Source organism: Spongiimicrobium salis, from assembly GCF_043678055.1.
In the GTDB taxonomy this organism is placed as follows: domain Bacteria; phylum Bacteroidota; class Bacteroidia; order Flavobacteriales; family Flavobacteriaceae; genus Spongiimicrobium; species Spongiimicrobium salis.
The window spans coordinates 139,299-152,444 of sequence record NZ_JBHEQA010000007.1 but is presented as its reverse complement, the minus strand read 5'-3'; the positions used below and the strand labels follow the sequence as shown (position 1 = coordinate 152,444).

The 13,146-nt window shown below is 38.3% G+C and carries 14 protein-coding genes; 12 read left to right on the top strand and 2 right to left on the bottom strand.

Annotated elements, in window-relative coordinates; all coding sequences use genetic code 11:
- Positions 1-56: 56 nt before the first annotated feature.
- The 7 genes from ACEXOE_RS21980 to ACEXOE_RS21950 all read left to right on the top strand — a co-directional run bounded on the left by ACEXOE_RS21980 (position 57) and on the right by ACEXOE_RS21950 (position 6,441).
- Positions 57-860, top strand: coding sequence for a helix-turn-helix transcriptional regulator (locus tag ACEXOE_RS21980; protein WP_394751026.1), 804 nt, complete (start codon positions 57-59; stop codon positions 858-860).
- 65 nt (positions 861-925) lie between these two features.
- The gene (locus ACEXOE_RS21975) at positions 926-2,572 is read left to right on the top strand and encodes a serine hydrolase domain-containing protein (protein ID WP_394751025.1); all 1,647 of its coding nucleotides are present in this window, start codon (positions 926-928) and stop codon (positions 2,570-2,572) included.
- Positions 2,573-2,676: 104 nt separating this feature from the next.
- Complete coding sequence (locus ACEXOE_RS21970; protein WP_394751024.1) at positions 2,677-3,561, top strand: hypothetical protein; 885 nt, start codon at positions 2,677-2,679, stop codon at positions 3,559-3,561.
- Between the two features lie 31 nt (positions 3,562-3,592).
- Positions 3,593-4,036: a VOC family protein gene (locus ACEXOE_RS21965; protein WP_394751023.1), complete on the top strand. Its 444-nt coding sequence runs from the start codon at positions 3,593-3,595 to the stop codon at positions 4,034-4,036.
- Positions 4,037-4,194: 158 nt separating this feature from the next.
- Positions 4,195-5,088, top strand: a complete 894-nt coding sequence (locus tag ACEXOE_RS21960; protein WP_394751022.1) for a hypothetical protein — start codon at positions 4,195-4,197, stop codon at positions 5,086-5,088.
- A 191-nt stretch (positions 5,089-5,279) separates the two neighbouring features.
- The gene (locus ACEXOE_RS21955) at positions 5,280-5,567 is read left to right on the top strand and encodes a YdhR family protein (RefSeq protein WP_394751021.1); all 288 of its coding nucleotides are present in this window, start codon (positions 5,280-5,282) and stop codon (positions 5,565-5,567) included.
- Positions 5,568-5,574: 7 nt separating this feature from the next.
- On the top strand, positions 5,575-6,441 hold the full coding sequence (locus ACEXOE_RS21950) for a Cif family virulence factor (RefSeq protein WP_394751020.1): 867 nt from the start codon (positions 5,575-5,577) through the stop codon (positions 6,439-6,441).
- 52 nt (positions 6,442-6,493) lie between these two features.
- Here ACEXOE_RS21950 and ACEXOE_RS21945 read toward each other — a convergent pair whose 3' ends face one another.
- A complete protein-coding gene (locus ACEXOE_RS21945; RefSeq protein ID WP_394751019.1) occupies positions 6,494-8,455 on the bottom strand; it encodes a hypothetical protein in 1,962 nt (653 codons plus the stop codon).
- Between the two features lie 238 nt (positions 8,456-8,693).
- On the opposite strand from ACEXOE_RS21945, the gene ACEXOE_RS21940 reads away from it, so the two are divergent.
- The 3 genes from ACEXOE_RS21940 to ACEXOE_RS21930 all read left to right on the top strand — a co-directional run bounded on the left by ACEXOE_RS21940 (position 8,694) and on the right by ACEXOE_RS21930 (position 10,875).
- Positions 8,694-9,065: a DUF1428 domain-containing protein gene (locus tag ACEXOE_RS21940; RefSeq protein ID WP_394751018.1), complete on the top strand. Its 372-nt coding sequence runs from the start codon at positions 8,694-8,696 to the stop codon at positions 9,063-9,065.
- Positions 9,066-9,196: 131 nt separating this feature from the next.
- The gene (gene lgt, locus ACEXOE_RS21935; RefSeq protein WP_394751017.1) at positions 9,197-10,048 is read left to right on the top strand and encodes a prolipoprotein diacylglyceryl transferase; all 852 of its coding nucleotides are present in this window, start codon (positions 9,197-9,199) and stop codon (positions 10,046-10,048) included.
- 146 nt (positions 10,049-10,194) lie between these two features.
- Positions 10,195-10,875 (top strand): DUF4386 domain-containing protein, encoded by a 681-nt coding sequence (locus ACEXOE_RS21930; protein ID WP_394751016.1) that lies wholly within the window; start codon positions 10,195-10,197, stop codon positions 10,873-10,875.
- Between the two features lie 94 nt (positions 10,876-10,969).
- Here ACEXOE_RS21930 and ACEXOE_RS21925 read toward each other — a convergent pair whose 3' ends face one another.
- Positions 10,970-11,584, bottom strand: coding sequence for an FMN-dependent NADH-azoreductase (locus ACEXOE_RS21925; protein WP_394751015.1), 615 nt, complete (start codon positions 11,582-11,584; stop codon positions 10,970-10,972).
- Positions 11,585-11,704: 120 nt separating this feature from the next.
- On the opposite strand from ACEXOE_RS21925, the gene ACEXOE_RS21920 reads away from it, so the two are divergent.
- Both ACEXOE_RS21920 and ACEXOE_RS21915 read left to right on the top strand, forming a co-directional pair.
- Positions 11,705-12,070, top strand: coding sequence for a winged helix-turn-helix transcriptional regulator (locus ACEXOE_RS21920; protein WP_394751014.1), 366 nt, complete (start codon positions 11,705-11,707; stop codon positions 12,068-12,070).
- A gap of 136 nt (positions 12,071-12,206) precedes the next feature.
- Positions 12,207-13,145, top strand: coding sequence for a LuxR C-terminal-related transcriptional regulator (locus ACEXOE_RS21915; RefSeq protein ID WP_394751013.1), 939 nt, complete (start codon positions 12,207-12,209; stop codon positions 13,143-13,145).
- Position 13,146: the final 1 nt, after the last annotated feature.

The following is a 13,146-nucleotide window of genomic DNA, read 5'->3' as shown; positions in this document are numbered from 1 at the left end:
ATATGAATACAACTTTTTTGGTTTCACTAGCGTTTTAGTTAATAAAGGGACACAAAATGATCATCTCAACAAAAGGACAATATTATGGGAACCTCAACACGAAAATGGGTTTCGATGGGATTTTATTGACCAATTACGGTTACAATGGAGAACGCACGCCCTGGCACTATCATGAAAACCCCTACTTTATGTTTGTATTGCATGGAAACATGAAGGACACCAATAAGAGAATTGAAACCCTACTTCCACCTGGAGGTCTAATGTTTACCAATTGGCAGGAGGTTCACTATGGTTCAAAGCATTCGGATAAGGCCAGTGGATTCCATTTGGAGCTTGAAAAAAGTTGGCTCCAAAAATATGATATTGCTGCATTGGATTTCGAAGGAAGCCTTCATTTGGAAAATCCCCATATTAAATCTTTGATGTACAAAGTGTATTTGGAAACCAGAATTAATGACCATCACAGCCCTTTAAGCATTGAGTTGCTGATTTTGGATATCTTCAATAAAATGAAAACGCCACCTTTGAATGCGCATTCAAAAAAGCCGGCTTGGGTAGGAAAAATGTCCGAACTCATTTTAGATAGCGAGGTGGATTATTCCCTGAATGCACTCAGCAAAGAATTAAACATCCACCCGGTTCATTTATCCAGAGAATTCCATAAATATTTTGGATCCACACTCGGGCAATACATGCGGCAACTTAAACTGAATAAAGCGATCATCTTAATATCTACCCAACAATATAGCATGACGGAAATTTGTTACAAATGTGGTTTCTATGATCAAAGCCATTTTATATCCAGTTTCAAATCGATCTATAACATGACCCCCACTAAATTTTTACGATTAATTTCCTAATGTTAAAAATATACAATTATACCCTTCTTGAAAATTGGATTTTTGTGTTGAACTAAATCACAAACATGAAATCGAATTATTTTTTTGCCTTTATGCTATGCCTATTGTTATCCTGCAAAAATAACAGTCAATCAAAATTGAAGCCCACAGCTACAGAGGATATCGGGAATTTGCTTTTTTCAAAAGATGATCTATCAAAAACGAAAGCCGCTGCCCTCAGGTATGCAGATTACTTCAATCTACATAAAGATGGATTTTTGAGTATCCATTTTACCTTGGACAAACCCCTAATCGAGAGTCTTCAAGCATTGGCCCCGACCTTATCCAAAGAAGAATTATTGCGCAAAGGAAATTTTCAATTTTCATATACCGTCGATGGAGCGTTGCTTTATGAAGAAAATTTAAACACCGGAGCTGGGTCGAAATCCTTTAAAACGGAACAGCTTAATTTATCCATACCCTTGGTCACCCCAGAACGAATAGATTGGTGGGGTTGGTATATGTGGAAAAGGTTTATGAAACTCCATGGCGGACAAGACGCATTGACCGAAGGGAAACATAACTTAAGTATAGACGTAAAGCCGTATGTAAATGATGGTAGCCTAAAATTGGGGCCTTCTTTGGCAAAAGGAACTATTTCGGTAGAAGTACCAAAAATACCAATAGATGAAAAACTGGTTCTCGTTCAAAAAATACAGGCAAATAGTGGTTGGGAAATCTCCAAAGATTATTTTGACAAGTCTAAAATTGAAGCCTTAAACAGAAAAATTGCCGAAGGCAGATTCGAAGATATCAACGGAATTGTTGTCATCAAGAACAATCAACTTTTAGTAGAGGAATATTTTAATGGGGCTTCCAGAGCAAGTTTACACAACCCCAGATCTGTGGGCAAAACCATTGCCTCAACCATGTTGGGCATTGCCATTGAGGAGGATTTTATCACAAATGAACATGCCCTGTTAAAAGATTTTTACGATCTAAAGTCGTACAAAAATTACAGTACAAAGAAAGATGCCGTTACCTTAAAGTCCCTTTTGACCATGACCTCAGGCTTTGATGGTGATGATTCCGATTACAGTAATCCTGGAAATGAGGAAAACATGTACCCTACCGATAATTGGGTTAAATTTGGACTCGACCTCCCCATGCACGAGGACAAAATAATTGGTAAGGATTACACCTATTTTACAGCTGGAGCAGTACTACTGGGCGATATTATTCATAAATCGGTTCCTGGTGGACTTGTTTCTTATGCCGATAAAAAACTGTTCGCTCCACTAAACATTACAAATTACCAATGGCAATATACACCCCAAAAAGTAGGGAATACCGCAGGTGGGATACAGCTTAGAGCAGTTGATTTTGCCAAATACGGGCAGCTCTACAAGAACAAAGGAAAATGGAACGGCAAACAAATTCTAACGCCATCCTGGGTAGAAAAAAGTTTGGCCAAGCAGGTATCCCAAAGCTATGCGGGTATGGAAGATGGGTATTATGGTTATCTGTTCTGGAACAGGGTATATACGGTAAATGGCAGCGATTATGAAGTTTCATTTTGTACGGGCAATGGCGGTAATAAAATCTTCGTATTTAAAAATATTCCCTTTGTCATTGTAATTACGGCCTCGGCCTACGGAATGCCCTATGCCCATTCCAATGTGGATCGTATGATGACCCATTATATATTGCCGGCCATATTGCCAAAGAAATAGGGCATATATGGCTTAATTGGTTTTGGGCGCTACGTTCAATGGCTGCAAATTGCGGAAGAAGTAGTATCTTATGTTTTTTAAGAGCAATGCCTTCTTTTCTGCATATGACCCATATCCTTACAAACAAAGCGCTAGAAGTCCATATCGATAATCCTATGGAAAATTATAATTTTTCAAGATTCGACTGGACCGGGAAAATTACGACTTTAAAATTCCAAAACCACCTATTGTCAACTATTGAACGTCCCGATGATCAGAACGAGCATCATTTTGGAAAGGGGTTTTATAATGAATTTGGTATGGATACGGCATTGGGTTTTGAGGACGCCGGCCCAGGGGGATGGTTTCACAAAATAGGAATAGGCCTCTTAAAGAAAGAAGGAACAAAATACCTATTTCACAAGAACTACAAAATCAAGCCCGCCGAATTTCATGTTATACCAACATCCAATAGCCTTACTATCCATTGTACTTCCCAAAGTCTTCACGGATATGCCTATGTATTGAAAAAAGAAATCCAACTACACGAGAGTGGTTTTAGCATTCAATATGATTTGCAGAATACAGGAGAAAAAGATATCATCACCGAAGAATACAACCATAATTTTACGGCAATCAATGAGGACCCTATTGGAGCCCATTACCTATTAAAATTCCCCTTTGAATTAAAACCGGAGCTCTTTGATGCTGTAGTGAATCCCGAAAGTAAAGTTGATCTTGGACATGACCAGATTCAATGGAACAGTGTTCCCGGGGAACCCTTCTTTTTTAGTAATCTTAGTGGCGGAAAAAATGTCAATGCCGCATGGGAACTAGCACATCTTAAAAGCAAAATTGGTATTTCGGAAACTGGCAGTTTTCAAACAGATAAAGTAAACCTTTGGGGATGGAAGCATGTGATTAGTCCGGAATTGTTCTTTAAAATACACATTACACCTGGTCAATCCGGAAAATGGTCCAGAAACTATACGATCTTTACAACACCTTAAAATTTAACACTCCTCATCAATTCTGAATATAATGAGATACGCCCATACCAACATCGTCAGCAGGGATTGGAAGACACTTGTGGACTTCTATATCAAAATCTTCCAATGTAAAATTGTCCCTCCGATAAGGAATCAATCCGGATCATGGCTCGATAAGGGAACCGGTTTACAAGATGCTTCCCTGGAAGGTGCCCATCTTTTATTGCCAGGATATGGGGAAAATGGACCTACTCTTGAGATCTACCAATATGAACATATAGCGGAGCAAGAAAGCATTCCTCCCAACAAAAGAGGCTTCGGGCATATTGCCTTCGAAGTGGAAAGTGTAGCAACTGTACTTGAAAATGTAGTAAAAAACGGCGGAAAAACCTCTGGAGAAATTACAAAAAGAAAAGTGCAAGGTGTTGGAGAGATAACTTTTGTATATGCCCGAGATCCTGAAGGGAATTTGATCGAGTTGCAATCTTGGCAGTAAAACCAATTGGCAAGATTACTTATGGTTCCCTGCCAGCACCCCACATCATAAATTAGTCATGAATACATGATTCATTATTCGAGAATTCCCATTATATTCTCCAGAAATGAACCAAAGTTTAAGTTACAAGGCATAAAACAAACCAACCATAAGACAAGATGAAGCTATCCAAGAACAATTATATCAAAGCCAAGGATTTTATATTGACCAACGCCCGGATGATCGAAAGACGGTTGTTTCAATACCATTTTGAAAATGATGATCCCAAAGGAGTTTTTCATGCCGTTTATGCGTATCGGAATGCCGATGGCGGCTTTGGTCATGGGATGGAGCCTGATACCGCCTCTCCGGAAAGTCAGCCCCTTTTTAGTATTATGGCCCTGGAAACATTAGACGAAGTAGGCTATCTCACCAAGGATTTAATCTTAACTGATTTTATGCCCTATTTTGAGGACATAACAACCGATAAAGGTGGTATTCCCTGGATGTTTCGCCCCAAAAGTGATTACCCTTGCGAAGGACATTTTAAAACCGTTAAAGAATGGGCCGCTTTGAGTACCACGGCGCCCTTGTTGGGCATTCTGGAGAAATATCAAATTGAGATTCCATGGATGGAAAAAGCTGAGCAGTTTGTTTGGGAAGAAATTGAGCGAATTAAAGAGAAGCATGTATTTTGTTATTTATGCGTACCCAGACGTTTGCAATTTTTGGAATACACTAAGCGTACAAAAAAAGCGGCAAAAGCACTTGATGACCTAAAGAAATGGATATTGGCAGATGATGTACTGAGCAAAGATACAGCGGACGAAGGTTGGGGCTTATACGGAAAACCACACGCTTTAAATTATGCTCCTTCACCCAAGAGTGTCCTATACCCTATATTTTCCAGAGAAAGGGTGAATGCTGACCTCGGTGAGTTGATCAAACGTCAAAAGGAAGATGGAAGGTGGGACACTTGGTATGGGATAAGTGAAGGAATGAAATTGGAATGGGCAGGGATACAGACTTTATGGGCTCTGAAAACCCTAAAAAATTATGATTCCATAGCCTAATAATTGCTTTGTGGTGAAATTATTATTTGAGTTGGTATTGGGAATTGCCCATATTTTTTGTCTTGTAAGCCTTTATCCTTAAACTCTATATGTTGTAATGCTAAGGTGTGCGTCCCATATAAGGCACGTTCCTCTTTAGATTCCTTACAATTCATTATCTTGTTTTCAATTGTAAAATAAAATACAAGGGTATGATCTTACAACTTATAAAATTGAAATCAAATCTTCCCGAAGAAGAATTATTAAAAAAAGCTAAGGAAAGGGAACCTCAGTTCAACGCTATTCCCGGTCTGCTTCAGAAGTATTATGTAAAGACAGGTGTAGCAGGAGAATATGGGGGTGTATATGTTTGGGATTCTGCCGAATCATTACAATCCTATCGGGAATCGGATTTGGCGAGAAGTATTCCAGAAGCATATCAGATTACCGAAGCTCCCGACATTGAGATTATGGATATTCTTTTTCAATTAAGAAAATAAGCACATCATGTATTGTTCATCACAAAGGGGGCTTCAACAGCGGGTAACATTTATTCGTCTTTCTTCAGAAAAATTAAAAACAACATGCTTTGTATTGGTTGTACTAATCCTCCTAGGATGTAAACAAAAAGAGCCTAAAAATGAACAACAATCGAATTCACTAACAGAGTCTTCAGCAGTCCAAAAGATTCCCGACCATCTTGACCTATGGACCAAAGCGATAAACAAGCAGGATGATGATGCGCTAGAAAATTCCTATGCGGCAGATGCCGTTAAGATCATTTCACCCGATAGTATCCTCAATGGGGTTCCCCAAATAGCGCAATATTATAAAAATCATCAAAACAAAATTACCTTCATACAATCCTTATTCAGTCTTGAGGCAAATACAGAGCGTGCTATTCACTATGACATCATTACCTACAAAACAGTGAATACCAAGGAATACGTTCAACTTCTCATTTGGAGTGCAAAGGATGAAAAGAAAGGCAGAATATTTGAATTTACCCAAGAACGCCATCCAACCGCTATTACCCCTGATACTACCGCTATCGCTAAACGACGAAAATTGTGGATAGAACTTTGTAATGCCCACAACGCCAGAAACCTAGTGGAACAACTTTACAGTCCCCATACCATGTATTTTAATCACAAACCCATTGTGAAGGGAAGAGAAGACCTGATCAAGGCGTATGATTATATGAACAATACAACATATTCCTTAAACCTGCACCCTCTCAAATTAGAAATAATCAATGCCAACTATGCCTTTGAAATTGGACAATGCAGCGGAAGTTATCGTGGAAAATACATCCTTATATGGAAAAAACAAGCCAATGGAACCTGGAGTATCTATATTGATTCCAATATTTAAATGACCACAGGATAACCTCCAGACCTGAGCTTTTTTAGTTTAAAATTTGCCACTACCTATTATTAGGAAATTCATTGATCCAATGAAAACCTCTATTGGTCAATAAGAAATCTTCTTTACCGAATCGCTTCGTTTGACCTATGATGGTATCATTTTCGTAAATATAATTGAAATCCAAAGTATGCTCCGTTTTAGTATACTTAAAATCAAATTGACCAGAACCATCGGTAGGCGAAAATTTAATCACCTGTGCTGTAGAATCTACCACAATATTAAAATAAACATCTTGTTCGTTCATTTTACGTACTTGTGCCCTTCCTTCCCGTTCAAACCTTATGTTTTTCCAACGTTTATCGCTCATGTAATGGGTCAATGTATCTCCATTGACGACATAATTTGTGACTTCATAGACCCCATACAATACAGGTTTGGGTACATCTGTGCCATATAATTTTCTTGCTTCCAAAGCAGAATAAAAACCGTACCCTAAAGCATAGGCAATTACCAAACCTTTTACGACATTCATCCCAATATGAATCCCTTTTTTAAGTTGAGGGCGTTGGATGGTCGTTAGGCGTTCAACGGGTTTATTTGTCACTAAAAATAATAACACCTTCTTAATATCCCGAGATAAAAGAAATAAGGTCATGATCACCAAATGTGTGGACAGTATCTTCACAGGAACATCGTAAAAATAATTCACTGCCATGACGTTCATGGCCGTCATTAAAGTAATAATTGCGCCAAAAGTCAAGGTTCTTCTAAATAATAATAATCCCGCCAAAACCTCAGCAATGCCCATGAACATATTATAGCCTTCAGAAAACCCTAAAAATGTCCATGCCAATCCCATTGGGGAAGATTCCCCATAAGGTTGTAAAAGTCGATCAAAATAAGGCGCGGGAAATTGCAATTGAATCACCTTTACCATACCATAACTAATAAGCATCAACCCTACATAATACCGGATGCCCATAGTCAGCCAATAATATAATTTCTTATAATTTGGACGATTTCTGTCCAAAATAGACCAAATTAAAGTACCTACTATCGCGACGATAAAAATGATACATATGACCAAATAATCATAGGTAGTATCCCCACTACCATTGGGGCCCGTACGGATATTATATGGAATGCCTATAATCTGCTTGCCGAACCAAGGGGCAAATTTTTGCATCAACTCGGTTGGCTTTCTTGCTATGTATTCAAAAAACGGATACGCTCCATTGTTTTGGAAAAAGATAATCAGCAAGAAATAGATACTTGAGAATCTAAATCCAATACGTGAAAATCCAGACCATTTGTCATCTTCAGGAGAAGAGGCATAGGTCATAAATGAAAAGATTACGATTAAAATGAATAACAGGCTTATCCCTATGCCTATATGAGGAAGGATAGCTTCAAGATCTCCTGTATTTTTTGATATTCCTTTACCTTCTATCAAAACCGAAAAATCTCCATCTACACGATCTTCATTACTAGTGGTTGTAAATTCTTTAATTGAAATGATTTCTCCTCTGGAAATACCAGGATTCCATCCCGGAATAACAGCATTGGCCACTTTGGTTTCAAAACTGGGATTCTCAATTGTTACCGGTTGATATTCTCCGGTATCATCTTGGATATAGAGTTCAAAATTATCAAAGAAAAATTTACCGTTATTGGAACAAATCCCCCCAAAAACCAGTTTTTCCGATTTTGAATCAATAAAACCTTCAACAGTATATGAATTCCATGTATCGGATTTTATGGGCCTGTTCCCCATATTATCAAAAAAACCCCGTCCTTGCTCAGGTTTATTATCTACCCTTGCCCAAACTCCGGCCCAAGCTTCTTCATCACTCGTTTCCACTTTTGCATGGGCAACAACTCTAAATTTCTTCAAAGAATCTGCGGTAACCTCTAAAGATTGGGCAAAGGAAGTCCAGTTTCTAGAAATTTCCTTTACTTCCTGACTTTTAAGGGATACACCAATAAGAAGGGTAAAAAGTAGTATAATGTGTCTTTTCATGGTTTGATTGGTTAATTTTATAAAAAACCAAATATATAAAACTTAAGTATTGTGGTAGAACATAATACTGACGACTTTCATAGGTATCAACAGCGCCTTAGGTAAGGGCGCAATCAAATAGATAGGAAAGACTTGTTTTATCGAAACTAATTTCTTGCAAAATCGTATCTTAGTTAGGCACAAAAAACGCTTAGTCGTCTGAAAAACAGATTTTAAGCAAAACCAAAAAAAAGAAAACATGGCTAATTATATCGATGGGTTCGTCCTCCCAATTCCAGAAAAACACTTGGACGAATACAAGCGCGCAGCGGAAGCCGTTGCCCAAATCTGGAAGGAATATGGTGCGCTTGAGTATTTTGAATATGTGGGCGAGGATCTACACTTGGAAGGCACACGTTCTTTTCCCGAATGTATCGGGGCAAAAGAGCATGAGGTCGTAGTATTTGGGTGGGTGGTATTTGCTTCTAAAGAAACACGTGACCTTGCCAATAAACAGGTATCTGCAGATCCCAGAATGAACGATTTAATTGTTCCCTTGATGGACCCATCCAAAATGGTTTTTAATGCCGAACGAATGGCTTATGGTGGGTTTCTACCTCTCATTCAATAGGTGCTTGGCGAATATACTTTGACAAACTCTGAATATTCATGGGGTGTATAGGAATCGCTATTCTATTGCCTTTACTCTTCTATAAATTAATTATCTTGGCTAGTTGAAAAATTGAACCAGAGCAGATCCTTATGACGAACGGAATTATTAATTGGAATGTTGATCCTGAAATTTTCACCATACTGAACACTTTTCCGCTGCGATATTACGGACTTTGCTGGATGTTAGGGCTTGGTTTGGGATATGTTATTGTAAAGCAGATCTATAAAAAGGAAAATATTCCATTTGAAAACCTGGAAAAGCTAAGCATGTATATTTTTATTGGGGCATTTTTAGGTGCAAGACTGGGGCATTGCTTTTTTTATGAACCTGAATATTATTTTCAAAATCCACTTGAAATTGTTTTACCGATAAAAAAAATAGGTGAATCTTTTCAGTTTATTGGATTTCAAGGACTTGCTAGTCATGGTGGGGTTATTGGCGTTATCATTGGAATATTGGTTTATGCACGAAAAACCAAAACAAACTTATTATGGATATTGGATAGGGTTGCCATTGGAGGAGCAGTTACGGCCGCCTTTATTCGGATTGGCAATCTTATGAATTCCGAAGTTTACGGAAAACCCACCAATGGAAATTGGGGCTTTGTTTTTGAACGGGACGACCTTATTCCACGTCATCCAACGCAGATCTATGAGGCTTTTTCCTATTTTTCGATTTTTGTTATTTTACTATTGATCTATAGGTCGAGAAAAATAGAACATAAAAATGGGCTTTTGGTGGGAACCCTATTGATTCTACTTTTTGCAACTCGGTTCTTCATAGAATTCTTCAAGGAAAATCAGGTTGGATTTGAAGATGCTTTAGCCATAAACATGGGACAAATCCTGAGCATTCCGTTTATAGTTTTAGGTTTTGCTATCATCTATTGGAGAGAACGTATAGGGGAATCAAAAATAATCACAAATAAGATTAAAAAATAGTGTAGAAAGATGGAGCCTTCAAACCAAAAAGTAAGGCATAAAATCTGAGCATGAAGGTTTTACAGAAGCATTAGGCATACACTAAAATTCATGCATTTTTGTAACATTCTATAACGTATCCCGTCTTATCCCCAATCAACCAAACTATGAAATCAAACAAAAAAACAGGAAGACTGGTAGGACTGCTCTTTCTACTCATCTTCGTAACCGGCATTATCGTCTATCAACTTTTACAGGGACCTGTGTTATTTGCGGATAACTTTCTGAAAAGCACTGCTACCCATTCACAAGAAATCATCGCATCGATTTTACTGTTATATACCAGCGGTATCTTGTCCATTATTATCGCAGCGCTATTGTTACCAATTTTTAAAAACTACAACAGTACTTTGGCATTTTTATATTTTGCTTTTAGTATCGTCGGCTTTATTGCCATATCAATTGACAATAGCAGCGTAATATCCCTGTTGGAATTAAGTCAGGAATACACTAAAAATGAAACGGGCAATACAGTGATGTTTGATACCTTAGGGAACGTATTTTATGAAAAACATTGGTGGACGCATTACTTGAGTTTACTCCTTTCTTGTTTTTCCCTTGCTACCTTATATTACATTCTATACGTCTCCAAATTAATTCCAAGAGTAATTTCTATTTTTGGAATAATAGCCGTAATCCTCATGTTTACGGAACTATTGTGTTCAATTTTGGGAAATAGCATCAGCATGAATATGCTTCTTCCCATAGGACTTGTTCAATTAATTCTTCCTCTATGGCTAATGGTCAAGGGGTTGAATTTGTCCAGAGTGGAAGCCGAATTGCAATAACTCAAATGGACATCATGAACTAGATTTGTTAACGGTAAGAAGAAATGTTCGTGGGGAGGGTGCATTATACCCTTCAAAATTTCACTTCGGATAGTTAATACCATTTTTCACTTAAAGCATCAATCTCCTTTTTTGCATGGGCTATCATTTTCTCAGATTTATGGGCATATTGTTGGAAACCAAAGGCCGTTATGGTTTCCGAAGGAATTCCGATCAAGCCTAAGCAAGCACTGGCCAAAGTGGTGGCAAAATTGACACTCTTTAAGGGTTCAATGGCGAAATCACTTCCACTTGTCATTAACACCAAGGCCTTCTTATTTTCGCATAATCCCATTATTCCAGTTGCCGTGGACTCAAAAGTTTCTCCTGCCTGTATTATGGCATCGATCCAAGCTTTTACCGTTGCAGGAACCGACATATTATATATCGGGCTCGCCAGAACGATAAAGTCTGCATCCAACAATTGATCGCGCATCTTGTCGTTCTTGGCCAGGACATGCTGCTGCTGCTCATTTAATTCCAGGCCCGCAAAATTTCTCTGGACATATAGGTTCAAATTTTCCTTTAAGAGTAGATCAGGCGCTTCTTCGGATAACTCAAGAAGCGTAATGTCTGTTTTTGAAGCATTCCTGGCTACAAAATGATCTACTAGTTTTTTGGTGTTGGAGTCTATCCTTGGTGTATAACTTACAATGAGCGTTTTTTTCATTTCTTATCGCAATTTTTAATAATGACAACAAATTTATAGTAATTTAGCTATACTATGTATACTGATATACCAAAGTATACTGGTATACTTTAGTATAGTAACCCACTCATATTACTGCGAATGGAATCCAAAAAAAAAGCATATACCGTTACGGAATGCAAAACATTTATTCTTCCCGTTCGGGATGTTATTGACCTGATCGGGGGAAAATGGAAATTGCCCATTATCATAGCGCTCTCTTTTAAAAATCATAGATTTAAGGAACTAGAACGGCAAATTGAAGGAATTACCCCAAGAATGCTATCCAAAGAGCTAAAAGATCTTGAAATAAATGGTCTGGTCAATAGAGAAGTTTTTGATACCATCCCTGTTTCGGTAAAATATAGCCTCACCCCATATGGAAAATCTTTGGATACCGTCATCGAAACTATGAGAGATTGGGGATTGGCCCATCGAAAAAAAATAATGGCACGTACAAAGGCGTAGAAATAAGCCTTCCGTATTAGCTATATGATCGATAAACTATTAGAATGTCAAGATCTTAAATAGACGGGAAAGCTTTTAATTTTATACTTATTAAAAACCTCCGCTCTGCTATTTTTCTATAATTTAGTGCTTCATCATGAACGACACCAATTATTTTTCGCATTTATATGGAATCGCAAGTCACCTGAACAAGGAGTTTTCATTACATTCCACCCTTCGTAAATCTTTAGAAATGACCGCAGAAATGCTGGAGGTAGAGACTGCGTGGTTCTGGCTTACTGAACCCGATAACAAATCGGTTTATCTAGCGGCTTCCCATAATCTGCCCCCTGCTTTGAGCAATCATCCCGAACGATTATCGGGCTGGTGCTATTGCATAAAGCAATACCTATCTGACGATATGGACGAGGCAATGAATATCAGTGAAATTAGCTGCTCACGCCTTAAAGACATCAGTGCGGGCACCAAAGGCCTTAAATTTCATGCCGTAATCCCGATTATCGTCAACGGTCAAAAAGTGGGGCTTATGAATTTATTGAGCGAAGAAACCCGGCAGTTGGATGAAAAGGAATTGACCATTCTCAACACGGTCAGTGAATTGATAGGAACCGCTATTCAGCGTACCCGATTGCAGCATTCCCATTACAGCAAAAACAACCACGTCACCACACCTATTTCTGGTATTTTGGAGCGCGTCTTTCTTCCAAAAATAGAAGCCTTAATTGCTTGTCTTGATACTGAAAATAGCAGCAAAAAAAATTTGCAAGAGGCAATGGAAAGGGCTACAGACCTTAAAAAACAGTTGTCACTTTTACATCAAGAAACGGCGGAACAGAAGGAGGCTCCTCGGAAGGAGAATGCATTTCACTATCCAGAATTGCCCCTCACAAAACGGGAATTGGAAGTCATTACCCTTATCAAGCAAGGACTTACCAATGATCAGATCGGCAAACGCCTTTTCATCACCGAGCGTACGGTTAAATTTCATGTTAGCGCCATACTTTCCAAACTCAATGCAGAGAATCGTACCGAAGCGGTAGATATTAGCCTAAAGCGAGGGTTTTTAGGTATTTAAT